Origin of the sequence: Pseudomonas sp. B20(2017) (assembly GCF_002113125.1) — a bacterium.
GTDB lineage: Bacteria > Pseudomonadota > Gammaproteobacteria > Pseudomonadales > Pseudomonadaceae > Aquipseudomonas.
Genome location: NZ_NEJP01000013.1, coordinates 1 through 22856, shown reverse-complemented (window position 1 = coordinate 22856; position 22856 = coordinate 1). Strand labels below are relative to the sequence as shown.

Below are 22856 nucleotides of genomic sequence, written 5' to 3'. Positions count from 1 at the left end.
CGGGCGGGTGTGAGAATCTGGAACCTGGTTCTAAATTGTTGATGGAGTGAGTTTTCCCACAACAATCACAAGAGGATCGCACCTTGAACCCGCCCCTTCGAATCGCCCTGATCGGCGCCGGCAACATGGGCCAGCAACATTATCGGCACCTGAAAAATCTCACTGAGGCCGCGTTATGCGCCGTGGCCGATCCCGGCCCTCAGGCACCGGCCCTGGCGGCAGAGTGGGGTGTGGCGCATTTTCCCGATCACCGTCAGATGCTGGAGCAGAACCGGCCAGACGCCGTGATCGTCGCCAATCCGAATAATCAGCACGTCAGCACCGCGCTGGATTGCCTCGCCGCTGGTGTTCCGGTGTTGCTGGAAAAACCGGTGGGCGTAAACCTGGATGAGGCGCGGGAACTGGTGGCAGCGGTGAAGCGCAGCGGCGTGCCGGTGCTGGTCGGCCATCATCGGCGGCACAATCCGTTGATCGTGCGTGCCCATGAGTTGGTCAAGGAGGGAGCGTTGGGGCGGCTGACGCTGGTGACTGCGTTGTTCCAGCTGCGCAAGCCTGACCAGTATTTCGAAACCGCGTGGCGGCGCGAAGCAGGCGCGGGCATGCTGTTGACCAATCTGATTCACGACCTCGATCTGCTGCGTCACCTGTGCGGCGAAGTACGTTCGGTGCAGGCGATCACCGACCGTTCGGTGCGCGGTTTTGCCAATGAAGACAGCGCGGCGATCCTGCTGCAATTCGACGGCGGAGCGTTGGGCAGCCTGACCGGTTCCGATGCGGTGGCGGCGCCGTGGAGCTGGGAGTTGAACTCCGGGGAGAACCCGGTCTATCCGCGTCAGGCCGATCAGCCTTGTTACTTGCTGGCGGGAACAGCTGGAGCCTTGAGCATTCCGCAACTCAAGCGCTGGCATTACCGCGCCGATCAGGTGGATGCCGGTTGGCACGAGCCGTTGCTTTCGGTCGATGAACCGTTCACACCGGATGAAGCCCTGCGGTTGCAGTTGCAGCATTTCGTCCGCGTCGCCCGGCGGGAAGTCGAACCGCTGGTGAGTGCCGCCGATGCCGCCCGAACGCTGGCGCTGGTCGAGGCCATCCGTGAAGCAGCTGCCAGCGGCCGCGCCACCGAACCTGCGCAGATCGAGGCCTGAACATGAGCGAACGAATTCTGTCCCTGGCCAGCCTGACCGTGCTGGAGTTGTCGCCACCTGACATGGTCGAGGTCGCGGCCCGTGCCGGTTACAGCCATGTCGGCCTGCGTCTGGAGCCGGCGACGCCCGAGGAATATCACTTTCCGTTGGTAGCCGATGGCGGTTTACGGCGTCAGACACTGGCGCGTTTGCGTGACACCGGAATCGGCGTGCTCGACGTGGAAATCCTGCGCTTGAAACCGCAGACGGTGGTCGCGGATTTCGAGAAGCTGCTTAGCGTCGGCGCAGAGTTCGGCGCCAGAGAATTGTTGGTCGCCGGTAATGATCCCGACGAACAGCGGCTCACCGATAATTTTGCGGCACTCTGCGATCTGGCGGCGGCCTACGGTTTGCATCCGCATCTGGAGTTCATGCCCTGGACCGATGCGCGCAATCTCGAACAGGCGTTGCGCGTCGTCGACAACGCCGGGCGCGAAAACGGGGCGGTGCTGGTCGATGCGTTTCACTTCGACCGTTCCGGATCGCGGTTGGAAGATCTGGACGGTGTGCCGGCCTCGCGGCTGCGCTACGCACAGTTGTGCGATGTTGCCGGGCCGAGGCCGACGGAAATGGCCGAGATCTTGCGTCAGGCCCGCAATGAACGACGGTTTCCCGGCGAGGGCGATTGTGACTTGATCGGCTTGTTGCGCAGTCTTCCGGCTAACCTTCCCCTGAGTCTGGAAATTCCCACGGTCAAATTGCTGGAGCAAGGCGTGAGTGGATTGCAGCGAGCGCAAATGGCGATCGACCGGACACGGGAATTGTTGGCCCGGCTTTAAGTCTGCTTCAAGGGGCGGGGGCGCACGCGTCCTCGTCACCGTTTATTTTTCATTCAGAGAGAGCCAATGACCGTCAGCACTCCGCTTTCCGGCGTCAACCAACCCTTCAAGGGGATCTTGCTGATTGTCGTGGCAACCTTCCTGTTCTCCAGCCACGACGCGCTGTCGAAATACCTTTCGGGTTTTTATCCGATCGTCATGGTGGTGTGGGCGCGGTATCTGGTGCACACGCTGCTGATGGCGGGAATTTTCCTGCCGCAGTCCGGGCTGCGTGTGCTGCGCACCAAACGCCCGTTATGGCAGTTGGCGCGGGCGTTGTGCCTGTTGGGCACCAGCCTGTTTTTCACCACGGCGTTGCTGTACATCCCGCTGGCCGAGGCCACGGCAGTCAACTTTCTTGCGCCGGTGCTGGTGACGGCGCTGTCGGTGCCGCTGCTCAAGGAGCGGGTGACGGGCGGTCAGTGGATCGCGGTGGTGTGCGGATTCATCGGGGTGCTGATCATCGTCCATCCGGGCGGTGATTTGTTCACCCCGGCGATTCTGTTGCCGTTCTGCTCGGCGCTGTTTTTCTGCTTCTATCAGTTGCTCACCCGCAAACTCTCGGAAGTCGACAGCCCGACCACGAGCAACTTTTTCGCCGGGTTGTGCAACACGCTGGTGATGAGTGCGCTGGTGCCGTTCTTCTGGCAGGTGCCGAGCCTGGGGCATGCGTTGTTGATGCTGGCGCTGGGCAGTTGCGGAATGACCGCGCACCTATTTCTGACCCAGGCGTTCCGCCATGCTGCGCCGGCGTTACTGGCGCCGTTCGGTTATTGCCAGATCGTGTTCGCAGGGTTGTTGGGCTGGTTGCTGTTTGCGCACACGCCGACCCTGATGACGGTGATCGGGATTGCGGTGATCTGTTGCAGCGGACTGGCGGCAGCGTGGCAGCAGAGCCGGCGCTGAAAGGCTTTGTGGGAGTGAGCTTGCTCACGAAGGCGGTGTGTCATTCAACGTCAGTGCTGAATGTCAGTCCGCCTTCGCGAGCAAGCTCGCTCCCACAAGGAAGGGCAGGTTACTCGGTAACGGTAGGAATCTTGCGCGGTGCCACGAAGTACATCCAGGTCAGGGCAATGAAGTACATCGCCGGGATCAGGGTGAACAACACGGTGTAGTTGTTGTTGGTGACGGTCAGGATGTGGCCGACGATCTGGGTCATGAACATCCCGCCGATCGCCGCGCACATGCCGCCGAAACCGAAGACCGTGCTCATCATGTGCTTGGGCGTGTAGTCCATCACCAGGCTCCAGATGTTGGCAGTCCAGGCCTGATGCGCGCCGATGGCCAGGGAGATGGCGGCGACGGCGATCCACAGGTTGGCGGATCCGGCAGCCATCACCACGCCGATGATGCAGCAGGCGAACAGGAACATCGACAGCAGCCGCGCCTTGATCGAGTTCATGCCGCGACCGATCAGGAACGAAGACAGAATCCCGCCGCCCACGCTGCCGAAGTCAGCAGTGACGTAAATGATGATCAGCGGAATGCCCATCTGGGTGACGTTGATGCCCAGGTTGTATTGCTGATTGAGAAACGGCGGCAGCCAGTACAGGTAGAACCAGAACACCGGCGCGGTCAGCGCGTAGGCGAGGGCGAAGGCCCAGGTGCCGCGCATGCGCAGGATTCGCGAGAACGGTACGCGGGCCTGTTCCGGTTCGACTTCTTTCTGAATGTAGTCCAGCTCCGACTGCTTCACGCTCGGGTGATCTTCCGGGTTGAAATACTTCAGGCCCCAGAACAGCAGCCAGATCCCGCCCAGTGCCGACATGCACAGGAACGCGGCCTGCCAGCCCCACACGTGAAGGATCAGCGGCAGCAGCATCGGGGTGAACATCGCGCCGACGTTGGTGCCAGCGTTGAAGATGCCGGTGGCCACGGCGCGCTCGCCGGCCGGGAACCACAGGCGCGTGGTCTTCACGCAGGCCGGGTAGTTGGCCGCTTCGGTCAGGCCGAGGATGAACCGGCAGACCATGAAGCCCACCGCCGAGGTCGCCAGACCATGGGCGCCGGTGGCCAGGCTCCAGAGCAGCACCGCGCAGAAGAACACGCGTTTGACGCCGACCCGGTCGATCAGCCGTCCTTGCAGCACGAAGCCGATCGCGTAGCCGACCTGAAACCAGAAGTTGATGTTGGCGTAGTCCATCGCCGTCCAGCTCATTTCCTTGGCGAGGATCGGCTGCATGACGCCGAGGGCGGCGCGGTCGATGTAGTTCAGGGTGGTGGCGAAAAACACCAGCGCCAGCATGCCCCAACGGGTCTTGCCGACGGCCATGGCGCCGCGGATCTTGTCGCCGATGCCACCCGTGGCAGTGCTCATGGCCGGAGCCATGCGGGAAGTCTGTGAAGGAATCATGTGTTCCACCCGTTTTTGGATTTGTTATTTGGTGTGCTTTTGTTGTGCACGCTGCGACCGGTGGTTCAGTTCCGGACTCAAGGTGAGACGGATGTTGGGCAGTGGGCGAAAAATCGTCAATTCGCCAAACCGGCATTGTGTTCGATAATCGCACGCAAAACTAACCGGGTAGTACAGTTTAAATTGCTCAATGAAAAACCGGGACCAATAATTCGCTCACTCTATAAAAGCGGCGCAATTTCCGTAGCCGACGTCTCCACCGGGAGTTGAAACATGCAGCGATCCATTGCCACCGTCTCCTTGAGCGGAACCCTGCCGGAAAAACTCGAAGCCATTGCCGCCGCCGGGTTCGACGGGGTGGAGATTTTCGAGAACGATCTTCTGTATTACGACGGCAGCCCCCGGGAAATCCGGCAGATGTGCGCCGACCTCGGGATCGCCATCACGCTGTTCCAGCCGTTCCGCGATTTCGAAGGCTGCCGCCGTGATCGTCTGGACCGTAACCTGGAGCGGGCAGAGCGTAAGTTCGACCTGATGCAGGAACTGGGCACCGACCTGGTGCTGGTCTGCAGCAATGCCTCCCCCGACAGTATCGGCGATCAACAGATCCTCATCGACGACCTGCGTCTGCTGGCCGAGCGCGCCGGCGCTCGTGGTTTGCGCATCGGTTATGAAGCGCTGGCCTGGGGCCGTCACGTCAATACTTATCAACAGGTCTGGGACATCGTGCGTCAGGCCGATCACCCAAGCCTCGGCGTGTTGCTCGACAGCTTCCACACACTGTCGCTCAAGGGCGATCCACGGGCGATTGCCGAGATTCCCGGCGACAAGATTTTCTTCGTGCAAATGGCCGACGCGCCGATCCTGGCGATGGACGTACTGGAGTGGAGCCGGCATTTCCGCTGCTTCCCGGGGCAGGGCGAATTCGATCTGCCGGGCTTTCTCGCGCCGATCATCCAGAGCGGCTACACCGGGCCGCTGTCGCTGGAAATCTTCAACGACGGCTTCCGCGCCGCGCCGCCTCGGGCCAATGCGGCCGACGGTCTGCGTTCGCTGCTGTACCTGGAGGAGAAAACCCGCCAGCGTCTGGAGCAGGAAATCCGGCCTATGGATAACCGCGAAATCCTCTTCGAAACGCCGAAGGCCAGCGAATACAACGGCATCGAGTTTCTTGAGTTCGCCGTGGATGAAAGCCTGGGCGCCAAGCTGTCGAATTGGCTGGAACGGCTGGGTTTCGTCAAGGCCGGCCAGCATCGCTCCAAGAGCGTCAGCCTGTTGCGTCAGGGCGATATCAACCTGATTCTCAACTCCGAACCCTATTCGTTCGGCCACAGCTTTTTCGAGGCTCACGGCCCGTCGCTGTGCGCCACCGCCGTGCGGGTCAAGGACAGCGCCAGTGCGCTGGCCCGCGCTGTCGCCTATAAAGGTCAGCCATATCGCGGACTGGTCGGCCCCAACGAGCTGGAACTGGCGGCGGTGCGTGCGCCGGACGGCAGCCTGATTTATCTGGTGGATCAGGAGGCGGATGTCTACGGCACCGACTTCAACCTGCTGCCGGATGCAGTGGCGCGCGGCGGCCTCAAGCGCATCGACCACATGGCCATGGCGCTGCCGGCGGACAGCCTCGACAGCTGGGTGCTGTTCTACAAGAGCCTGCTGGATTTCGAGGCCGACGATGAAGTGGTACTGCCGGATCCGTACGGGCTGGTGAAGAGCCGAGCGCTACGTAGCCGCGACAGTTCGATCCGCTTGCCGCTGAACATTTCCGAGAACCGCAACACCGCGATCTCCCACGCGCTGTCGAGTTATCGCGGCTCCGGGGTGCATCACATTGCCTTCGATTGCGACGATATCTTCGCCGAAGTCAGCCGGGCGAAAGAGGCGGGCGTGCCGTTGCTGGACATCCCGCTGAACTATTACGACGACCTGGCGGCGCGTTTCGATTTTGATGACGAATTCCTCAGCGAGCTGGCGTACTACAACGTGCTGTATGACCGCGACGCTCAGGGTGGCGAGTTGTTTCACGTCTATACCGAGCCGTTCGAAGGGCGTTTCTTCTTCGAGATCATCCAGCGCAAGAACGGTTATGCCGGTTACGGCGCGGCCAACGTTGCGGTGCGGTTGGCGGCGATGGCCAAATCACGCAGTGGCGCAGTTCGCCAGGCGAAGTTGTAGGAAATTCGTAAACGCGGGATTAAACCCGGGTCGCGCGGCTTCCTTCACTGTGCCGCGCGGCCCATAATCGCCAGCCTGTGCAGTGATGGCCGTGAGCCCGCAATGACGATGACTTCAGAACTTTCCGCAGCCCCCGTTCTACCCGCGGTAGAGCCGCGCAAAAGTCGCAAGAACAACCCGGAAAAGACCCGCGAGAATATCCTGCAGGAGGCGATCGTCGAGTTCGTCCAGCAGGGTCTGTCCGGTGCTCGCGTGGACGCGATCGCCGAGCGCATTCACACCTCCAAGCGCATGATCTATTACTACTTCGGCAGCAAGGAGCAGTTGTATGTCGAGGTGCTGGAGAAGCTCTACGGTGATATCCGCAGTACCGAAAACCGCCTGCACCTGGCCGAACTGCCGCCGGTGGAAGCGATCCGGCGTCTGGTGGAATTCACCTTCGACCACCACGATCGCAACGTCGATTTCGTGCGGATCGTCAGCATCGAAAACATCCACAACGCCGAGTACGTGAAGCGTTCCGACGCGATCAAGGCGATGAACAACACCATCCTCGATTCCCTGGGTGAGATTCTGCGTCGCGGTGCTGAAGAAGGGGTGTTCCGCGCCGGGCTCGACGCGCTGGACGTGCATCTGTTGATCAGTTCGTTCTGCTTCTATCGCGTGTCGAACCGCCACACGTTCGGTGAGATCTTTCAGATCGATCTGCCGGACGAAAGCATCAAACAGCGTCATCGCGAGATGATTTGCGAATCGGTGCTGCGTTACTTGCAGGCGTGACGGCGCCCTTTGTGGGAGCGAGCTTGCTCGCGAAAGCGGTGTGTCAGACAGCACATTTATTGGCTGACGGTAAGCGTTCGCGAGCAAGCTCGCTCCCACAGGGAGCAGAGGTGCGATTCAGCCTTTCATGCTTTGAAAATGCGCGAGCATTCGCTGCGCATCCGGCACTTTGCCGCTGAACAGCTCAAACGCCTTCACCGCCTGAAACACCGCCATGTTGCCGCCATCCAGGGTTCGGCAACCCAAGGCGCGGGCGTTGCGCAGCAGTTCGGTTTCCAGCGGGAAATACACGATCTCCGCTACCCACAACTCGGGTCGCAGCAGCGCCGCTGGCACGGGCATGCCGGGTAATTTGGCCATGCCCATCGGCGTGGTGTTTACCAGGCCATTCGCCTGACTCAACGTGCTCGCCAGATCATGCCCGGCAACCGCCCGGCCAGCGCCGAAATGCTGGTTGAGGTTGTTGGCCAGACTTTCGGCACGCTCGACGTCCACATCAAAAATGCTCAGTTGTTGTACGCCTTCGCTCAACAAGGCGTGGGCCACTGCGGCGCCTGCGCCACCGGCGCCCATCTGGACTACACGTTCGCGGGCGACGTCTGGCAGGCCGCGACGAAAACCTTCGGCGAAACCCAGGCAATCGGTGTTGTGGCCGACACGTTTGCCGTCCTTCAGCACCACCGTGTTCACGGCGCCGATGCCTCGGGCTTCCGGAGACAATTCATCGAGTAGCGGGATGATTGCCTGCTTGCAAGGGAAGGTGATGTTCAGCCCGGTGTAGTTCATCCGCTCGGCGGCCAGCAGCAGATCGGGCAGGGCGTTGCTGTCCAGTTGCAGTTGATCGAGATCGATCAAGCGGTACAGGTAACGCAGGCCTTGTTCGTCGCCTTCGTGTTCATGCAGTGCCGGGGTGCGGGAGGCCTGGATGCCGGCGCCGATCAGCCCGGCGAGTATCACGTTGTTGCGATTCATGCGGATCACCCCTTCAGCCGTTGGCTGAAATGTTCCAGAGCCAGGCGATAACCGTGGCTGCCGAAGCCGCACATCACGGCCGTGGCGATCGCCGAGACGAACGAGTGATGACGGAACGGCTCGCGGGCGTGAACGTTGGACAGGTGCACTTCAATCACCGGCAATTCGCTGGCGACCAGCGCGTCGCGGATCGCGACCGAAGTGTGAGTCCAGGCGGCCGGGTTGATTACGATACCGGCGCAGCGCTGGCGGGCGCCGTGAATCCAGTCGAGCAATTCGCCTTCGTGATTGGTCTGGCGAAACTCCACGGCCAGGCCGAACTCTTCGGCGGCTCGCCCGCACAGGGCTGAGATGTCGGCCAGGGTTTCGTGACCGTAGGTCGCCGGTTCACGGGTGCCGAGCAGGTTCAGGTTCGGGCCGTTGAGCACCAGAACGATAGGGGGCATGGGGGCAAACTCCACTTATTGTTTTTGGCTTGGGCCGAGGTTTCGACCTGTGGAGTTAAATTGTACTAGATGGTTACTTTAATCAATTGCTCTGCATCGACAGCCCGGTTTTGTGTGCGGTGATCGCACACTGGTGCAATTCAGTGCGGCAACTGCTCGACCAGAAAATCGATGAAAGCCCTGACGCGCAGCGGCATGTGGCGATTCTGCGGGTACAGCAGCGTGAACGGCCGCGAGCGTCCGCTGTAGGGTTTGAGCACTTCTATCAACGAGCCGGCGGCCAGTTCTTTTTCGACAATGAAGCGATAGGTCTGGAACAACCCGGCGCCGTGCCTGGCCAGGGTCACGCCGCCAAGCACGTCATCGGAGCAGCAGAAGTTGCCCTCGGCGAGGATCTCCCGTGGCACATCCTCGTCATAAAACAGCCAGGTGATCCGCCGCCCACTGCTGGGCAATTCGTACTGGATGCACTCGTGCTGTTCGAGGTCTTCGAGGGTCTGCGGCGTGCCGGCGCGTTTCAGGTAATCGGGGCTGGCGACCATCACCAGCGCCGCGTCTTCCAGGTGGCGGGCGATCAGGCCGGAATCGGGAATCGCCCGCACGCGGATCGCCATGTCGTAACCCTCGCCGACGAAGTCGATGTTGCGATTGCTGATGTGCATGTCGACCTTCACCTGCGGGAATCGCGCACGAAAGGCTGGCAACAGCGGCAGGATCCGATGATGGGCGTAGGTCGTAGGAATACTGATACGCAGGGTGCCGGACGGTTCCTGCTGCTGCCCCATGACTTCCCGTTGTGCCTCGACCAGTTGCGCCAGCGCCTGGCTGCATTCTTCGTAGTAGCGCCGGCCGCTGTCGGTCAGTTTCACGCTGCGGGTGGTGCGTGCAAACAGCCGCACGCCCAAGCGTTCTTCCATGCGTGATACCGAGCGGCTCACCGCTGCCGGCGTCACCGAAGCCGCCTGCGCAGCACCGGTGAAACTGCCGCACTCGGCGGCCAGGCAAAACAACTCGATGCTGCCCAGCTGAAGATCGTCGAAGTGTCGATGCATGATTGATTACACCGGGGAATGAGTCTTCGTATGTAGCAAATGCGCGGCCTCTGCGAAAGAACTGCTTACCATTTTGCGCGGGGCTTTCCTGAATCCCGCACTAGGCTCGAAAACGTAATGACCATTTGAGGCAGCAATGCCGATGGTCGGAATTGTCAGGGAATGGCAGTTTTCGAAACTTTTAACCTAACGGATGGGTTAGCATGAAAGTGTGCAGTTACAAGGGATTGTCGGTGGTGATCATGCTGCGAGACGAACATTGTCCGCCCCATGCGCACGTTGATTCAGGTGCATGGAGTGCCCGCTTCAAATTCAGCTTCTGGCACAACGGCGTGGAGTTATGGGATGTGGTGCCCCTGTCGCGTCGACCACCGATTGCGGTGCTTGAGGGGCTACGCCAGTCGCTCCGTGAAACAAATCATCTGCGGAGGGCTCGCCGAATCTGGTGGACTCGTTTGCAGACGGCGTGTCTCGATAACCAATGGTGGGACGGTGACTCGAACGAAGTGGCCGTCATGCGTGAAGTGACCGGTGAGACCTTCAGGATCGGGTCGGCGTATTACGAACCAGAAGAAAACAAAACCCTGTTGGCCCTGGTCGGTGCTCAGGAAGGTGTGGAGATCGAACTATGAAAACAGTAAAGGCCGGCTTGCATGCTGATCGACCGGTTACGGAAAAGCGTCTCGATGAAGCTGTCGATCGCGGGGGGCTGCGCCGACACAGCAGCCTGCAAGCCGTGTCGGTGGCCTTTCAGAAACCGTGCCTGGTGATTCACTTCGAGGACGACAGCGGCGTATTACTCCCAGTGAATCTCTACCGCGAATTCGATGATTTTGAACCGGAGGACTTCACCGGATTGCACGTCGGCTTTGCCGGCACTGCCCTTTGCCATGAAGGCAGGGATCTGCAGGTTTCCATCGCCGGCATGATCTCCGCCAGTCAGCCACTGATGGCCATGGCTGCCTCGGTGATCGCTTCGCGCAATGGCCGCCAGAGCAGCACTGCGAAAGCTGAAGCTGCACGGGTCAACGGCAAGAAGGGCGGGCGCCCGCGCAAGATCGATCCCGTGCCATGAACAGGCACAAAAAAGCCGTCGATGAGGACGGCTTTCTTGTTTCTGGCACCTGCGATCAACGTCGGGTCAGCAGCACGCCGGATTCCATGTGGTGAGTCCACGGGAACTGGTCGAACAGCGCGCAGCGGGTGATGCGGTGCGTGTCGTGCAGTTGAGCGATGTTGGCCGCCAGTGTTTCCGGGTTGCAGGAGATGTACAGGATGTTGTCGAAGCGCCGGGTCAGTTCGCAGGTGTCCGGGTCCATGCCGGCCCGTGGCGGGTCGACGAACACGCTGCCGAACTCGTAGCTCTTCAGGTCGATGCCGTGCAGGCGACGGAACGGGCGAACTTCGTTCAGGGCTTCGGTCAGCTCTTCGGCGGATAGACGAACCAGGGTGACGTTATCCACAGCGTTTTCGGCCAGGTTGCTCAACGCCGCATTAACCGACGTCTTGCTGATTTCCGTGGCCAGCACTTTGCGCACGCGGGTTGCCAGTGGCAGGGTGAAGTTGCCGTTGCCGCAGTACAGCTCCAGCAGATCGTCGCCGCGATCACCCAGTGCTTCGTATGCCCAATTGAGCATCTTCTGGTTCACGGTGCCGTTCGGTTGGGTGAACGCGCCTTCCGGCTGGCGATAGCTGAACGTGCGACCGCCGACGTCGAGCTTTTCGACCACGTAGTCGAGGCCGAGTACTTCGCGCTTGCCCTTGGAACGGCCGATGATGCTGACGCCCAGATCAGCCGCCAGTTTGGTGGCCGCTGTATGCCAGTGCTCGTCCAGCGGGCGGTGATAGCACAGGGTGATCATCGCGTCGCCGGCCAGGGTGGTCAGAAACTCCACCTGGAACAGCTTGTGGCTCAGCGCCGCGCTGGCCTGCCAGGCAGCCTTCAATTGCGGCATCAACTGGTTGATGCGCAGGCTGGCGATCGGGAATTCTTCGATCAGGATCGGCGTGCGCTTGTCGTCCTGGGAAAACATCGCGTAATGCCGCTCACCGCCCTCGCGCCACAGGCGGAATTCGGCGCGCAGGCGGAAGTTCTGCAACGGCGAGTCGAACACCGCTGGTTCCGGTGCATCGAACGGGGCCAGCAGGTCACGCAGGCGCGTGACCTTGTCTTCGAGTTGTGCGGCGTAAGCCTGGGAATCAAAAGTCATGCGTTGAACCAACCCAGCTTGATCACGAACAGAATCGACAGGATCACCAGCGCCGGGTTCAGCTCGCGGGCGCGGCCGGATAGCAGTTTGATCGCAGTCCAGGCGATGAAGCCGAAGGCGATGCCGTTGGCGATGGAATAGGTGAAAGGCATCGCCAGGGCGGTGACCACGACCGGCGCGGCGACGGTGATGTCTTCCCAGTCTATTTCCGCCAGGCCCGAAGTCATCAGCACGGCGACGAACAGCAGCGCCGGCGCGGTGGCGAACGCCGGTACGCTGGCAGCCAGTGGCGAGAAGAACAGCGCCAGCAGGAACAGGATCGCGACAACGATGGCGGTCAGGCCGGTGCGGCCGCCGGCACTCACGCCAGCGGCGGATTCGATGTAGCTGGTGGTGGTCGAGGTGCCCAGCAGCGAGCCGGCCATTGCCGCGGTGCTGTCAGCGATCAGCGCACGGCCCATTTTCGGCATGTGGCCATCCTTGCCCATCAGGCCGGCGCGCTTGGCGACGCCGATCAGGGTGCCGGAGTTATCGAACAGGTCGACGAACAGGAAAGCGAAGATCACGCTGACCAGACCGATGTCCAGCGCGCCCTTGATGTCCAGTTGCAGGAAGGTCGGGGCCAGCGAAGGCGGCATCGACGTCACGCCGCCGAACGGGGTGAAGCCCATCACGATCGAGACGATGGTCACCGCCAGAATGCCGATCAGCACCGCGCCGCGCACTTTCAGGGCTTCAAGGGCAACGATCAGGGCGAAACCGAGGGTGGCGAGGATCGGCGCCGGTTGCTTCAGGTCACCGAGGCCGACCATGGTCGCCGGGTTGCTGACCACGATACCGGCGTTGTGCAGGGCGATCAGCGCCAGGAACAGGCCGATACCGGCGGCAATCGCCGAGCGCAGTGGCAGCGGGATGCTGTTGATGATCCATTCACGGATGCGGAAGATCGACAGCAGGAAGAAGCACACGGCCGAAATGAACACCGCGCCCAGCGCCACTTGCCAGGTGTGGCCCATGTGCAGCACGACGGTGTAGGTAAAGAAGGCGTTCAGGCCCATGCCCGGTGCGAGGGCGATCGGGTAGTTGGCGATCAGGCCCATGACCGTGGAGCCGATGGCGGCTGCCAGACACGTGGCGACGAACACCGCGCCTTTGTCCATGCCGGTCTCGCCGAGGATGCTCGGGTTGACGAACAGAATGTAGGCCATGGCCAGGAAGGTCGTGACGCCCGCCAGAATCTCGGTCCGCACGTTGGTGTTGTGTGCCTTGAGTTGAAACAGCCTTTCCAGCATGTCTGCTCCCCGTGGCGCGCGTGGCGCCGTGAATGTATCGACCTCAACAGCAAAGCACAGACCGTCGCAAGCGCCTGGAAAATTGTGGTGGGCCGGAAAAAGCCGCGCATCATACCAGCAGCGTGAGGAAGATGGCGGATGTTGGTGTCGATCGTCGGCGAAGTTTTGCACCACGGCCAAGTACGCCATACTGCGCGCTGTTTTTTCGGGGATGGATCGCATGAACAAGGGTTGGATGAAGAGCGCTGGATTGATGGCCTTGCTGCTGGCCGGTGTACCGGCGGCACTCGCGGCGTCGGCACCGCCATTGAGCGAGGTGAAAGTCATCAAGGTTCAGTCGTCGTCCTGCGGGCTCGAAGACATTACCGATGGCCAGGTGCAGACCCGTTGCGATCACAGCGCGCCGGGCATCAAGGTCTATGTGCTGGAAATCGGTTACGGCCAGAGCCAGCCTCAGGCTGCACTGGACGGCTTTGAAGTGAACGGCACCCGGAGTCCGGTCTGTGCCTTCGATAACGGCAACCTGACCGAATGCACGCCAGGCGCGAAAACCGTCGGTTCGCTGTACACCTTCGATCTGGCGACTCGTCAGGAAGGCACCTTTACCTTCAGCAACACATCGATCAACGCCCCGCGCAACACGATGTCGACCCAGCTTTACATCAAGTAACGGCTGTCGCCGAACGGGGCAGGGCAAAGCTGACTACGCTTTAAAGATCTCCCAGCGGATGGTGCCCATGACCTTTAGAGCCCTGATTACCCTCGCCGAGGGCATCGATGATCTGCAATGCGTGACCCTGATCGACGTGCTGCGTCGCGCCGGCGTCGAAGTGGTGGCGGCTAGCATCGAAGGCCGGCGCATGCTGACTTGTGCCCGAGGCACGCGACTGACCGCCGACGGCATGCTCATTGATGTGCTGGCCCAGACTTTTGATCTGATCGTCCTGCCCGGTGGCGCTGTCGGCGCGCAACACCTGGCCGCGCACCAGCCTCTTCAACAACTGCTAAAGGATCAGGCCAGCGCTGGACGCCTGTTCGCCGCGGTCGCCGAATCCCCGGCGGTCGCGCTGCAAAGCTTCGGTGTATTACGTCAACGCCGGATGACCTGCCTGCCCACAACCAGCCATCAATTGTCCGGTTGCACGTTTGTCGATCAACCAGTGGTGGTCGACGGCAATTGCATCACTGCCCAGGGTTCCGGCGCAGCACTGGCATTTGCGTTGACGCTAGTTGAGCAACTGGCGGGCAAGGCCGTCAGAGCGAAGATGGCGGGGGAGTTATTGGCCTGAGAAGGTCAGGCGTGGGCAGCGATTGGTTGAATGGCTGGCTGCTCACGATGTTCTGCTTGCCAAAGGTCGTAATCGGTTTGAACACCTAGCCACATTCGAGCCTTGCCAATCCCCGCGCGCTCCAGTCTTACGGCCAGATCCGGGCTGATCGGCGCATGTCCGTGCAAGACGCGAGATAGATGAGGACGAGCGAATCCCAGATGCCGAGCCAATTCGGTAACACTGATGCCAAGTTCCGGCAATACGTCCATCAGCAGTGTTTCACCGGGGTGTGGCGGGTTGTGCATGGGCATGAGCCTGCCTCCTGTCAGTGGTAATCCAGATAGTCGATCAGGTCGATATCCGAACCTGCAAATCGAAAGATAACCCGCCAGTTCCCGGACACACTGAGTGACCAGTACTCGCAAAGCTCCCCTTTCAGTGGATGCAGACGCCAACCGGGAAGATCCAGATCACCCGGAACAGCCGCCCGATCCATGAACTGCAGCATGCGCGACAGCCGTTTAGCGTGATCGGCACGAATCCCGCGAGTCGAACCGGTTTCATAGAAGCCGCGAAGGCCTTTGTGCTGAAAGGATTTGATCATGCGGCGAGTGTAAGGCGATACATTACACTCAATGCGGTATCTATGTACCGCATCTTTTCGAGTTGATTGTGCTTGGCGAGGTGGCTGCGCAGGTGGCAGCGGCGTAGCTAGGCCTTAACTTCTTCCACCGGCACATGCATCCGGTCGCGGTTGGCCAGGGTCGGGAACAGTTTGATCCAGGTCCCGGTCACCACCAGCGTACCAATCCCGCCCATCACCACTGCTGGCACGGTGCCGAACCAGTGGGCGGTAAGGCCGGATTCGAATTCGCCCAGTTGGTTCGAGGCGCCGATGAACAGGCCGTTCACCGCGCTGACCCGGCCGCGCATTTCATCCGGGGTTTCCAGTTGCACGAACGAGGCGCGGATCACCATGCTGATCATGTCCGCCGCGCCGAGCACCACCAGCACCGCCAACGAGAACCAGAACGAAGTCGACAGACCGAACGCGATGGTGGCGACACCGAATACGCCGACGGCCGTGAACATCACCCGACCGACGTTTCGCTCAACGGCAAACCGCGCCAGAAACAGCGACATCCCCAACGCCCCGACCGCCGGCGCGGAGCGCAGCAACCCCAATCCCCACGGCCCGGTCAGCAGAATGTCCTTGGCGAACACCGGCAACAGTGCCGTGGCGCCGCCGAGCAGCACCGCGAACAGGTCCAGCGAAATCGCCCCGAGAATGTCCGGGCGGCTGCGAATGAAGCGAATCCCCGCCAGCAACGAATCCAGTGTCGCCTTGCCTTTGTTCAGAGGTGTTTGCCGCGCGGGCAGGTTGAGCATCAGCGTGCAAGCGATGACGTACAGAACGACGGTCGGGCCATAGACCCACACGCTGCCGAAGGCATAGAGCAGGCCGCCGAGCGCCGGGGCGACGATGGTGGCCGATTGCTGCGCCGATTGCGCAGCGGCAACCGCCCGTGGGAACAGCGCGCTGGGCACGATACTCGGCAGCAGCGCCTGGGTGGTCGGCATTTCGAACGAGCGCGCGGCACCCAGCAGGAACGCCAGGATAAAGATCATTTCCCGGGTGACATGGTCAGTGGCGCTGCCGATGGCCAGTGCCAGGGCGATCAAGGCCTGCAACGACTGGCAGATCGCCGCGACCCTGCGCCGGTCGTAGCGATCGGCAACGTGGCCGGTGTGCAGCATGAACAGCACCCGCGGCGCGAACTCCACCAGCCCGACCAGACCCAGATCGAGCACGTTGCCGGTCAGTTGATAGAGATTCCAGCCGATCGCCACGGTGAGCATTTGAAAACCGCTGGCGGTGAAGATTCGGGCAAACCAGAAAGCAAGAAAGGGACGGTGGTGACGTAACAGCAAGGGCTCTTGGCTGGGCATTTGCGGGCCGGTCTTGATCGAGGGGAATCGCGAGATTATCACCAGTCTGTAACAGGAAGTTGCTATGACAGAAAATTTAGTTAGCCAGACATCGATTTTTCCCCGTCGTGGCGCGAGCACCGGCCACGGATGTATTTCAGAGCGTTGCCAGGCCTGTGAGGCAACTTGTCACGCGGCAAAAGACCACGCGGTTCTCCGTCGGAAATGGGACTACTCTTTCAACGTTGATTGATCCAGATCAAGACCCATCGCGGAACTGATCCCGGACCCGTCGGCAGACTCCCTGCGTCGCGATGCCTGTAAAAAGAAGAACGAATTCGAGTTCGCCGCACTCCATACCCGTGGGGGCAGTGGTTCAAGGCCGCCAGTCCTGGAACCGTTATCTGATAGAGGAAAGCTTATGTTCGGTTTAGAGGCCCTGGATCTCGCCCGAATTCAGTTCGCGTTCACCATCTCGTTCCACATCCTGTTCCCGGCGATCACCATCGGTCTTGCGAGCTACCTCGCGGTGCTGGAAGGCCTGTGGCTGAAAACCGGCAATGACACCTACCGTGACCTCTACCATTTCTGGTCGAAGATCTTTGCCGTCAACTTCGGCATGGGCGTGGTCTCGGGCCTGGTCATGGCCTACCAGTTCGGCACCAACTGGAGCCGCTTCTCGGACTTCGCCGGTTCCGTTACCGGGCCGTTGCTGACGTATGAAGTGCTCACGGCGTTCTTCCTCGAGGCCGGTTTCCTCGGCGTGATGCTGTTCGGCTGGAACAAGGTCGGGCGCGGCCTGCACTTTTTCTCCACGGTGATGGTGGCCATCGGCACGCTGATTTCAACCTTCTGGATTCTCGCCTCCAACAGCTGGATGCAGACCCCGCAGGGCTTCGAGATCGTCAACGGGCAGGTCATTCCAACCGACTGGCTGGCAATCGTTTTCAACCCTTCGTTCCCGTATCGCCTGATGCACATGGCGACTGCCGCGTTCGTCGCAACGGCCTTCTTCGTCGGCTCGTCGGCGGCCTGGCACCTGTTGCGCGGCAAGGATAACCCGGCGATCCGCACCATGCTGTCGATGGCGATGTGGATGGCATTGATCGTTGCGCCGATCCAGGCAGTCATCGGCGACTTCCATGGCCTCAATACCCTTGAACACCAACCGGCGAAGATCGCCGCGATCGAGGGTCACTGGGAAAACGTCGGCGACGAAGCGACACCGCTGATCCTGTTCGGCTGGCCGGACATGAAGGAAGAAAAGACCAAGTTTGCTGTCGAGATTCCATACCTCGGCAGCCTGATCCTGACCCACTCGCTGGACAAGCAAGTCCCTGCGCTCAAGGAGTTCCCGCCAGAAGACCGGCCGAACTCGACCATCGTGTTCTGGTCGTTCCGGATCATGGTCGGTCTCGGCTTCCTGATGATCTTCACCGGTCTGTGGAGTTTGTGGCTGCGCAAGCGTGACTCGCTCTACACCTCGCGGCCGTTCCTGTACTTGGCGCTGTGGATGGGGCCGTCCGGCCTGATCGCGATCCTGGCGGGCTGGTTCACCACTGAAATCGGTCGTCAGCCGTGGGTGGTCTACGGGCTGATGCGCACGGCGGATGCGTCGTCCAACCACAGTTTCATGCAGATGAGCATCACGCTGATCATGTTCGTGGTGGTGTATTTCGCGCTGTTCGGTGCGGGGCTGGGCTACATGATGCGCCTGGTGCGCAAAGGGCCGAAGACCGACGAAGGCAAGGAAACCAACGACGGTGGTCCTGGCCAGAAACGTACGCCGGCCCGTCCGTTGTCCGCTGCCGACGACGATGGCGCCGAACACGACCGCAGCCTGACCAAGGAGATTTGAGTCATGGGTATTGATCTTCCGCTGATCTGGGCCGTGATCATCATCTTCGGCATCATGATGTACGTGGTCATGGACGGTTTCGACCTGGGGATCGGGATTCTCTTCCCGTTCATCCCCGGCAAGACCGACCGCGACGTCATGATGAACACCGTCGCCCCTGTGTGGGACGGCAATGAAACCTGGCTGGTACTGGGGGGCGCTGCGTTGTTCGGCGCATTCCCGCTGGCCTATTCGGTGGTGCTGTCGGCGCTGTACTTGCCATTGATCTTCATGCTGATCGGGCTGATCTTCCGTGGCGTGGCGTTCGAGTTCCGCTTCAAGGCCAAGGATGACAAGCGTCACCTGTGGGACAAGGCGTTCATCGGTGGTTCGGTGGCGGCGACGTTCTTCCAGGGCGTGGCGCTTGGCGCGTTCATCGACGGCTTGCCCGTGGTCAACCGGCAATATGCCGGCGGTTCACTGGACTGGCTGACGCCGTTCACGCTGTTCTGCGGCGCCGCGCTTGTTGTGGCGTATGCGCTGCTCGGTTGCACCTGGCTGATCATGAAGACCGAAGGCAAGCTTCAGGAGCAGATGCATGACCTGGCGCGCCCGTTGGCCTTCGTGCTGCTGGCGGTGATCGGCATCGTCAGCCTGTGGACGCCGCTCTCTCACCCGGAAATCGCCGAGCGCTGGTTCAGCCTGCCCAATCTGTTCTGGTTCCTGCCGGTGCCGATTCTGGTGTTGGTGACGCTGTACGCATTGATCCGTGCGGTGGCGCGAAACGCCAACTACATGCCGTTCCTGCTGACCCTGGTGCTGATCTTCCTCGGCTACAGCGGTCTGGGCATCAGCCTGTGGCCGAACATCGTGCCGCCGTCGATCTCGATCTGGGACGCCGCCGCGCCGCCGCAAAGCCAGGGCTTCATGTTGGTGGGTACGCTATTCATCATCCCGTTCATCCTGGGGTACACCTTCTGGAGCTACTACGTGTTCCGCGGCAAGGTCACCCACGAAGACGGTTATCACTAATGGTGATCACGATGGCGCCGACCGCGGCGCCATCTCCCTCAATCGGAGGATGCAAGCATGACCGGCAAACATTCCCTGCACGACATTGAACAAGCCGAAAAAAAGCCGCTGTGGCAGCGGCTCGGCTGGTTGGCCATGATCTGGGTCGGCAGCGTCGGTACATTGTTCATCGTCGCCAGCCTGATGCGCATGTTCATGAACGCCGCAGGTCTGACCACGCACTGAGACTTCCCATCCCGCTGCCTTGCGGCACGGATTTTTGACCCTCCGACCGGAGGGTTTTTTTTGCCCGGATTATTTACGGGCCTTGAGGATCACGAACTTCGGCGTAGCCGCGACTTGCTCGACACCCCGGAACAATCGCGCCAGCTTGCTGTGATAACCCAGGTGACGGTTACCAACGATGTACAGCGCGCCACCGACCACCAGCGCTTCGCGAGCCTGCTGGAACATGCGCCAGGCGAGGAAGTCGCCAACCACCTGTTGCTGGTGAAACGGCGGGTTGCACAGCACCACGTCCAGCGATTGCGCTTCCTGGCCGGCCAGACCGTCGCCGGCGCGCACGATCACCTCACGTTCACCCAACGCTGCGCGCCAGTTCTCGGCCGCCGATTGCACAGCCATGAACGATTCGTCCACCAGTGTGTAATGCGCGTCGGGGTTTTGCAGGGCGCTGGCGATGGCCAATACGCCGTTGCCGCAGCCGAGGTCTGCGACTCGTGCCGAGCCGAGGTTTTTCGGCAGGTGCGGAAGGAAGGCGCGGGTGCCGATATCGAGCCCTTCGCGGCAGAACACGTTGGCGTGGTTGAGCAGTTCGATGGCCGGCTCGTCGAGGCGATAACGGGTCGGGTAGGGCGAGACGGCGGGTCCCTTGGCTTCGGGCGTGGCGATCAGCAAGCGTGCCTTCTTCACCGCCAGCGATGCCTGAACCGGACCGATATAGCGTTCCAGCAGATCACCGGCTGCGCGGGGCAAATGCTTGACCATCGCTGCGGCCACCACCTGTGCGCCAGGTGCCAATTGCCCTTGGAGGCGAATCAGTTGTTCTTCCAGCAGTGCCAGGGTTTTCGGGACGCGGATCAGCACCTGGTCGAACGGCCCGACCAACGGCTCGCTGGCAGGAATACCGCGAAGAGCATCAAACGCCTGGCCATTACGCAGCAGGTTTTTTTCCAGCCCCTGAAACGCCAGGAACGAATCACCGCTGGTGCTGACTTGCACCTTGCCCGTGAGGCTGATGGCCAGCGCGCCGAAACTGTCGTTGAGCACCAATACTCGGGTAACCGCCGGCAGATTCTGTTCGGCCAGATGATTGAGCAGGTATTCGTCGGCCGCGTCGAAGGCTTGCAGCGGTTCGTTCTGCTGTTCGGGCTGGCGAATCAGATCAAGCTGGGCGAAGGGCGTATCGAGCAAAGGCATGGTGCGGGACTCTGGGTAAACGACGGATATCCCGCGGCCCAGGTATCGTGCGGCGGAACCGACCGAGTGGACAACGTCGCGAGATATCGCGTCATCACTCAGGAAGGTCGCAAATGGTACTTTTTTTTCGACTGCAATACTTGTCTGTTTTCGGAGCTACCGGCTAGATCAGTCCTGCCTGGGTGGCGACTCTGACTGCAGAAATCTTGTTGCAAACATTCAACTTCGCCATGATTTTACTGATGTGGTAGCTGACAGTGCGTTCGGCGATATTGAGGACCCTGCCGGCCTCCCAGGCAGTTTTGCCGGAAGCACATAACTTCAAGACTTCTAATTCCCTTTGGGATAACCGTGGCTGTTGTAGCCCGGGCGGTCGGGCGGGGAGTGTGCGAGCAAAGAGGTCGCTCAGATGGCTGGCGATGTAGAACATGTAGCCAAAGTGTTCGTAAAGTTCCAGGGGACTGATTGGGCAATTCGGTCTGACCAGGCTGATAACGCTGCACAAACCGCTTTCTTCATGATGGAACGACTGAGACCAGCCATGTTGGAGTCCGTGATCCTCAAGTGCTTGCCATAGCTGTGGTGCTTTGAGGAACATCTCTTGGCACCAGATAATAGGTAGCATTGAATGATTGCAATGTGATTCTATCGGGTTCGTTTCATTGAAATTGTTTTCTAAATCCAGCTGTTTGAAATGTGCTGGGTAGTTATTGATATTAAAGGGTTTAATTGGCGGACTTCGCTGGGTTGAGGTTATCGAAACGGCACAAAAACGAAACCCTATGTTTCTCGAAAAATTTGCGAGAATCGGGTAGGCAGATTCAATGCAAGTCGCGCGGGTTAGTTGCTTTATCTGGGAGGCTATCCACTGTTCCATGATGAGTGCTCCGCGAAATTCCAAGGGGGGTGCTTTTTGGATCCAAGTCCAGCACCTCGACGAGTGTAGGAGAATTCCTACCTTCCGCTCTGATTATTTTGCTCTTGAAGTGCCGAGGATTTGTATATAAGGCAATTAGCCAGTGAATAGGTTGTATGTGGCCTGCAATACTAAAGAGTGTACGGGGCAGTTAATAATCAACCAGCACGGATGAAAATGACTAACCAATACAGAAGTTGCTAAATGCCATCATTTACTGTGGGTTTTTAAGCGTACAACTTTGCGCGACACTGGTAGCCTGTTGAAAGGAGTGCCTCATGACCGCCAGCGCAGAAAAGTTCACGTCTCAGACCTTGCTCGACGTGCGACCCTTGACCCCCAGCTTGTTCACGTTGCGTACGACGCGCGACGCCGGTTTTCGCTTTCGTGCCGGGCAGTTTGCCAGGCTTGGGGTGAACAGACCCGACGGCAGAACGGTGTGGCGTGCCTACTCAATGGTTTCCTCACCGTTCGACGAGTTTCTGGAGTTTTTCTCGATCGTGGTTCCCGGAGGCGAATTCACCAGTGAATTGAGTCGACTGAGGGTGGGCGATACCTTGCTGGTGGAACGTCAGGCATTTGGCTATTTGACCCTGGACCGTTTTGTGGACGGGCGGGATCTCTGGCTGTTATCCACAGGTACCGGTGTGGCGCCTTTTTTGTCGATCCTGCAGGACTTTGAGGTCTGGGAAAAATTCGAGCGGATCATTTTGGTCTACAGCGCGCGGGAGGGTCGGGAACTGGCTTATCAACAGCTGATTGCCGAGCTGACGCAACGTGATTATCTGGCTGAATTTGCCCACAAGTTCCAGTTCATTCCGGTGGTAACGCGGGAGGCGTATCCCGGAGCCCTCAGCGGGCGAATCACTACCCTGATCGAAACTGGCGAGCTGGAAAGGGCAGCAGGGGTCGAACTGGACCCACTGTGGTCGCGGGTCATGCTCTGCGGCAATCCACAAATGATCGATGACACCCGGGCGTTGCTCAAACAGCGCGGTATGGCGTTGAGCCTGACCCGGCGGCCGGGACAGGTGGCGGTGGAAAACTACTGGTAAGAAAACGGCGCCCTCACAGACTGTGTGAAAACCTAGCAATCTGTCCGGCCCTTTAAGAAAATGCTCCGTATCGAAAGATACGGAGCATTTTTCGTTATGGCCTACATACAAGGAG

The 22856-nt window shown here is 60.2% G+C and carries 24 protein-coding genes; 13 read left to right on the top strand and 11 right to left on the bottom strand.

Features of this window, described 5'->3' with window-relative positions:
• The first annotated feature begins 83 nt into the window (after window positions 1–83).
• The 3 genes from CAF63_RS19140 to CAF63_RS19130 all read left to right on the top strand — a co-directional run bounded on the left by CAF63_RS19140 (window position 84) and on the right by CAF63_RS19130 (window position 2908).
• Entirely contained in the window at window positions 84–1145 is a 1062-nt protein-coding gene (locus tag CAF63_RS19140) for a Gfo/Idh/MocA family protein (RefSeq protein ID WP_085687870.1), read from the top strand.
• 2 nt (window positions 1146–1147) lie between these two features.
• Window positions 1148–1963, top strand: a complete 816-nt coding sequence (locus CAF63_RS19135) for a sugar phosphate isomerase/epimerase (protein WP_085687868.1) — start codon at window positions 1148–1150, stop codon at window positions 1961–1963.
• Between the two features lie 66 nt (window positions 1964–2029).
• Complete coding sequence (locus CAF63_RS19130) at window positions 2030–2908, top strand: DMT family transporter (protein ID WP_085687866.1); 879 nt, start codon at window positions 2030–2032, stop codon at window positions 2906–2908.
• A 109-nt stretch (window positions 2909–3017) separates the two neighbouring features.
• Here the strand turns inward: CAF63_RS19130 and CAF63_RS19125 are convergent, their stop codons facing one another.
• On the bottom strand, window positions 3018–4355 hold the full coding sequence (locus CAF63_RS19125; protein ID WP_085687864.1) for an MFS transporter: 1338 nt from the start codon (window positions 4353–4355) through the stop codon (window positions 3018–3020).
• Window positions 4356–4628: 273 nt separating this feature from the next.
• Between CAF63_RS19125 and quiC the strand changes: the two genes are divergently transcribed.
• Both quiC and CAF63_RS19115 read left to right on the top strand, forming a co-directional pair.
• Window positions 4629–6530, top strand: a complete 1902-nt coding sequence (gene quiC, locus CAF63_RS19120) for a 3-dehydroshikimate dehydratase QuiC (protein ID WP_085687861.1) — start codon at window positions 4629–4631, stop codon at window positions 6528–6530.
• A gap of 102 nt (window positions 6531–6632) precedes the next feature.
• Window positions 6633–7310: a TetR/AcrR family transcriptional regulator gene (locus CAF63_RS19115; RefSeq protein ID WP_007958797.1), complete on the top strand. Its 678-nt coding sequence runs from the start codon at window positions 6633–6635 to the stop codon at window positions 7308–7310.
• A 117-nt stretch (window positions 7311–7427) separates the two neighbouring features.
• Here the strand turns inward: CAF63_RS19115 and CAF63_RS19110 are convergent, their stop codons facing one another.
• The 3 genes from CAF63_RS19110 to CAF63_RS19100 form a co-directional block, all read right to left on the bottom strand.
• Window positions 7428–8282 carry a shikimate dehydrogenase gene (locus CAF63_RS19110; RefSeq protein WP_085687859.1) on the bottom strand — a complete coding sequence of 285 codons (855 nt, stop codon included), beginning with the start codon at window positions 8280–8282 and terminating at the stop codon, window positions 7428–7430.
• Between the two features lie 5 nt (window positions 8283–8287).
• On the bottom strand, window positions 8288–8728 hold the full coding sequence (gene aroQ, locus CAF63_RS19105) for a type II 3-dehydroquinate dehydratase (protein ID WP_011336043.1): 441 nt from the start codon (window positions 8726–8728) through the stop codon (window positions 8288–8290).
• Between the two features lie 140 nt (window positions 8729–8868).
• Window positions 8869–9780 carry a LysR family transcriptional regulator gene (locus CAF63_RS19100; protein ID WP_085687857.1) on the bottom strand — a complete coding sequence of 304 codons (912 nt, stop codon included), beginning with the start codon at window positions 9778–9780 and terminating at the stop codon, window positions 8869–8871.
• A gap of 203 nt (window positions 9781–9983) precedes the next feature.
• On the opposite strand from CAF63_RS19100, the gene CAF63_RS19095 reads away from it, so the two are divergent.
• Together CAF63_RS19095 and CAF63_RS19090 are read left to right on the top strand one after the other, a co-directional pair.
• Window positions 9984–10412: a DUF4160 domain-containing protein gene (locus CAF63_RS19095; protein ID WP_085687855.1), complete on the top strand. Its 429-nt coding sequence runs from the start codon at window positions 9984–9986 to the stop codon at window positions 10410–10412.
• Window positions 10409–10855 carry a hypothetical protein gene (locus tag CAF63_RS19090; RefSeq protein ID WP_085687853.1) on the top strand — a complete coding sequence of 149 codons (447 nt, stop codon included), beginning with the start codon at window positions 10409–10411 and terminating at the stop codon, window positions 10853–10855. The genes CAF63_RS19095 and CAF63_RS19090 overlap by 4 nt, the downstream gene beginning before the upstream one ends.
• A gap of 55 nt (window positions 10856–10910) precedes the next feature.
• Here the strand turns inward: CAF63_RS19090 and trmA are convergent, their stop codons facing one another.
• Both trmA and CAF63_RS19080 read right to left on the bottom strand, forming a co-directional pair.
• Complete coding sequence (gene trmA, locus CAF63_RS19085; protein ID WP_085687851.1) at window positions 10911–11990, bottom strand: tRNA (uridine(54)-C5)-methyltransferase TrmA; 1080 nt, start codon at window positions 11988–11990, stop codon at window positions 10911–10913.
• Window positions 11987–13282: an NCS2 family permease gene (locus tag CAF63_RS19080; RefSeq protein WP_064599583.1), complete on the bottom strand. Its 1296-nt coding sequence runs from the start codon at window positions 13280–13282 to the stop codon at window positions 11987–11989. Before CAF63_RS19080 ends, trmA begins: the two co-directional genes overlap by 4 nt.
• 220 nt (window positions 13283–13502) lie before the next feature.
• On the opposite strand from CAF63_RS19080, the gene CAF63_RS19075 reads away from it, so the two are divergent.
• Both CAF63_RS19075 and CAF63_RS19070 read left to right on the top strand, forming a co-directional pair.
• Entirely contained in the window at window positions 13503–13952 is a 450-nt protein-coding gene (locus tag CAF63_RS19075; protein WP_085687849.1) for a DUF4879 domain-containing protein, read from the top strand.
• 67 nt (window positions 13953–14019) lie between these two features.
• Complete coding sequence (locus CAF63_RS19070; protein WP_085688083.1) at window positions 14020–14571, top strand: DJ-1 family glyoxalase III; 552 nt, start codon at window positions 14020–14022, stop codon at window positions 14569–14571.
• A gap of 5 nt (window positions 14572–14576) precedes the next feature.
• On the opposite strand, the gene CAF63_RS19065 is transcribed toward CAF63_RS19070, so the two are convergent.
• The 3 genes from CAF63_RS19065 to CAF63_RS19055 all read right to left on the bottom strand — a co-directional run bounded on the left by CAF63_RS19065 (window position 14577) and on the right by CAF63_RS19055 (window position 16503).
• Window positions 14577–14864: a HigA family addiction module antitoxin gene (locus CAF63_RS19065; RefSeq protein WP_045121630.1), complete on the bottom strand. Its 288-nt coding sequence runs from the start codon at window positions 14862–14864 to the stop codon at window positions 14577–14579.
• 14 nt (window positions 14865–14878) lie between these two features.
• Entirely contained in the window at window positions 14879–15157 is a 279-nt protein-coding gene (locus tag CAF63_RS19060; RefSeq protein ID WP_085687847.1) for a type II toxin-antitoxin system RelE/ParE family toxin, read from the bottom strand.
• Between the two features lie 107 nt (window positions 15158–15264).
• Window positions 15265–16503, bottom strand: a complete 1239-nt coding sequence (locus CAF63_RS19055) for an MFS transporter (protein ID WP_085687845.1) — start codon at window positions 16501–16503, stop codon at window positions 15265–15267.
• Window positions 16504–16903: 400 nt separating this feature from the next.
• On the opposite strand from CAF63_RS19055, the gene CAF63_RS19050 reads away from it, so the two are divergent.
• The 3 genes from CAF63_RS19050 to CAF63_RS19040 are packed head-to-tail and all read left to right on the top strand — an operon-like array spanning window position 16904 to window position 19576.
• Window positions 16904–18340, top strand: coding sequence for a cytochrome ubiquinol oxidase subunit I (locus CAF63_RS19050; RefSeq protein WP_085687843.1), 1437 nt, complete (start codon window positions 16904–16906; stop codon window positions 18338–18340).
• 3 nt (window positions 18341–18343) lie between these two features.
• Complete coding sequence (gene cydB / locus CAF63_RS19045; RefSeq protein ID WP_039771762.1) at window positions 18344–19351, top strand: cytochrome d ubiquinol oxidase subunit II; 1008 nt, start codon at window positions 18344–18346, stop codon at window positions 19349–19351.
• 57 nt (window positions 19352–19408) lie between these two features.
• Window positions 19409–19576, top strand: a complete 168-nt coding sequence (locus CAF63_RS19040; RefSeq protein WP_085687841.1) for a DUF2474 domain-containing protein — start codon at window positions 19409–19411, stop codon at window positions 19574–19576.
• Window positions 19577–19645: 69 nt separating this feature from the next.
• Here the strand turns inward: CAF63_RS19040 and CAF63_RS19035 are convergent, their stop codons facing one another.
• A complete protein-coding gene (locus CAF63_RS19035; protein ID WP_085687839.1) occupies window positions 19646–20770 on the bottom strand; it encodes a class I SAM-dependent methyltransferase in 1125 nt (374 codons plus the stop codon).
• Between the two features lie 163 nt (window positions 20771–20933).
• Window positions 20934–21647 (bottom strand): LuxR C-terminal-related transcriptional regulator, encoded by a 714-nt coding sequence (locus CAF63_RS19030; RefSeq protein WP_085687837.1) that lies wholly within the window; start codon window positions 21645–21647, stop codon window positions 20934–20936.
• A gap of 317 nt (window positions 21648–21964) precedes the next feature.
• Between CAF63_RS19030 and CAF63_RS19025 the strand changes: the two genes are divergently transcribed.
• On the top strand, window positions 21965–22741 hold the full coding sequence (locus tag CAF63_RS19025; protein ID WP_085687835.1) for a ferredoxin--NADP reductase: 777 nt from the start codon (window positions 21965–21967) through the stop codon (window positions 22739–22741).
• Window positions 22742–22856: the final 115 nt, after the last annotated feature.

What these genes read in the sequence shown, in the direction of transcription:
- CAF63_RS19130 (WP_085687866.1), top strand. Translation starts at nt 2,030, where the DNA reads ATGACCGTCAGCACTCCGCTTTCCGGCGTCAACCAACCCTTCAAGGGG.
- CAF63_RS19050 (WP_085687843.1), top strand. Translation starts at nt 16,904, where the DNA reads ATGTTCGGTTTAGAGGCCCTGGATCTCGCCCGAATTCAGTTCGCGTTC.
- CAF63_RS19040 (WP_085687841.1), top strand. Translation starts at nt 19,409, where the DNA reads ATGACCGGCAAACATTCCCTGCACGACATTGAACAAGCCGAAAAAAAG.
- quiC (WP_085687861.1), top strand. Translation starts at nt 4,629, where the DNA reads ATGCAGCGATCCATTGCCACCGTCTCCTTGAGCGGAACCCTGCCGGAA.
- CAF63_RS19115 (WP_007958797.1), top strand. Translation starts at nt 6,633, where the DNA reads ATGACGATGACTTCAGAACTTTCCGCAGCCCCCGTTCTACCCGCGGTA.
- CAF63_RS19110 (WP_085687859.1), bottom strand. Translation starts at nt 8,282, where the DNA reads ATGAATCGCAACAACGTGATACTCGCCGGGCTGATCGGCGCCGGCATC.
- CAF63_RS19080 (WP_064599583.1), bottom strand. Translation starts at nt 13,282, where the DNA reads ATGCTGGAAAGGCTGTTTCAACTCAAGGCACACAACACCAACGTGCGG.
- CAF63_RS19125 (WP_085687864.1), bottom strand. Translation starts at nt 4,355, where the DNA reads ATGATTCCTTCACAGACTTCCCGCATGGCTCCGGCCATGAGCACTGCC.
- CAF63_RS19035 (WP_085687839.1), bottom strand. Translation starts at nt 20,770, where the DNA reads ATGCCTTTGCTCGATACGCCCTTCGCCCAGCTTGATCTGATTCGCCAG.
- CAF63_RS19090 (WP_085687853.1), top strand. Translation starts at nt 10,409, where the DNA reads ATGAAAACAGTAAAGGCCGGCTTGCATGCTGATCGACCGGTTACGGAA.
- CAF63_RS19030 (WP_085687837.1), bottom strand. Translation starts at nt 21,647, where the DNA reads ATGGAACAGTGGATAGCCTCCCAGATAAAGCAACTAACCCGCGCGACT.
- CAF63_RS19100 (WP_085687857.1), bottom strand. Translation starts at nt 9,780, where the DNA reads ATGCATCGACACTTCGACGATCTTCAGCTGGGCAGCATCGAGTTGTTT.
- CAF63_RS19060 (WP_085687847.1), bottom strand. Translation starts at nt 15,157, where the DNA reads ATGATCAAATCCTTTCAGCACAAAGGCCTTCGCGGCTTCTATGAAACC.
- aroQ (WP_011336043.1), bottom strand. Translation starts at nt 8,728, where the DNA reads ATGCCCCCTATCGTTCTGGTGCTCAACGGCCCGAACCTGAACCTGCTC.
- CAF63_RS19065 (WP_045121630.1), bottom strand. Translation starts at nt 14,864, where the DNA reads ATGCCCATGCACAACCCGCCACACCCCGGTGAAACACTGCTGATGGAC.
- trmA (WP_085687851.1), bottom strand. Translation starts at nt 11,990, where the DNA reads ATGACTTTTGATTCCCAGGCTTACGCCGCACAACTCGAAGACAAGGTC.
- cydB (WP_039771762.1), top strand. Translation starts at nt 18,344, where the DNA reads ATGGGTATTGATCTTCCGCTGATCTGGGCCGTGATCATCATCTTCGGC.
- CAF63_RS19095 (WP_085687855.1), top strand. Translation starts at nt 9,984, where the DNA reads ATGAAAGTGTGCAGTTACAAGGGATTGTCGGTGGTGATCATGCTGCGA.
- CAF63_RS19025 (WP_085687835.1), top strand. Translation starts at nt 21,965, where the DNA reads ATGACCGCCAGCGCAGAAAAGTTCACGTCTCAGACCTTGCTCGACGTG.
- CAF63_RS19135 (WP_085687868.1), top strand. Translation starts at nt 1,148, where the DNA reads ATGAGCGAACGAATTCTGTCCCTGGCCAGCCTGACCGTGCTGGAGTTG.
- CAF63_RS19075 (WP_085687849.1), top strand. Translation starts at nt 13,503, where the DNA reads ATGAACAAGGGTTGGATGAAGAGCGCTGGATTGATGGCCTTGCTGCTG.
- CAF63_RS19070 (WP_085688083.1), top strand. Translation starts at nt 14,020, where the DNA reads ATGACCTTTAGAGCCCTGATTACCCTCGCCGAGGGCATCGATGATCTG.
- CAF63_RS19055 (WP_085687845.1), bottom strand. Translation starts at nt 16,503, where the DNA reads ATGCCCAGCCAAGAGCCCTTGCTGTTACGTCACCACCGTCCCTTTCTT.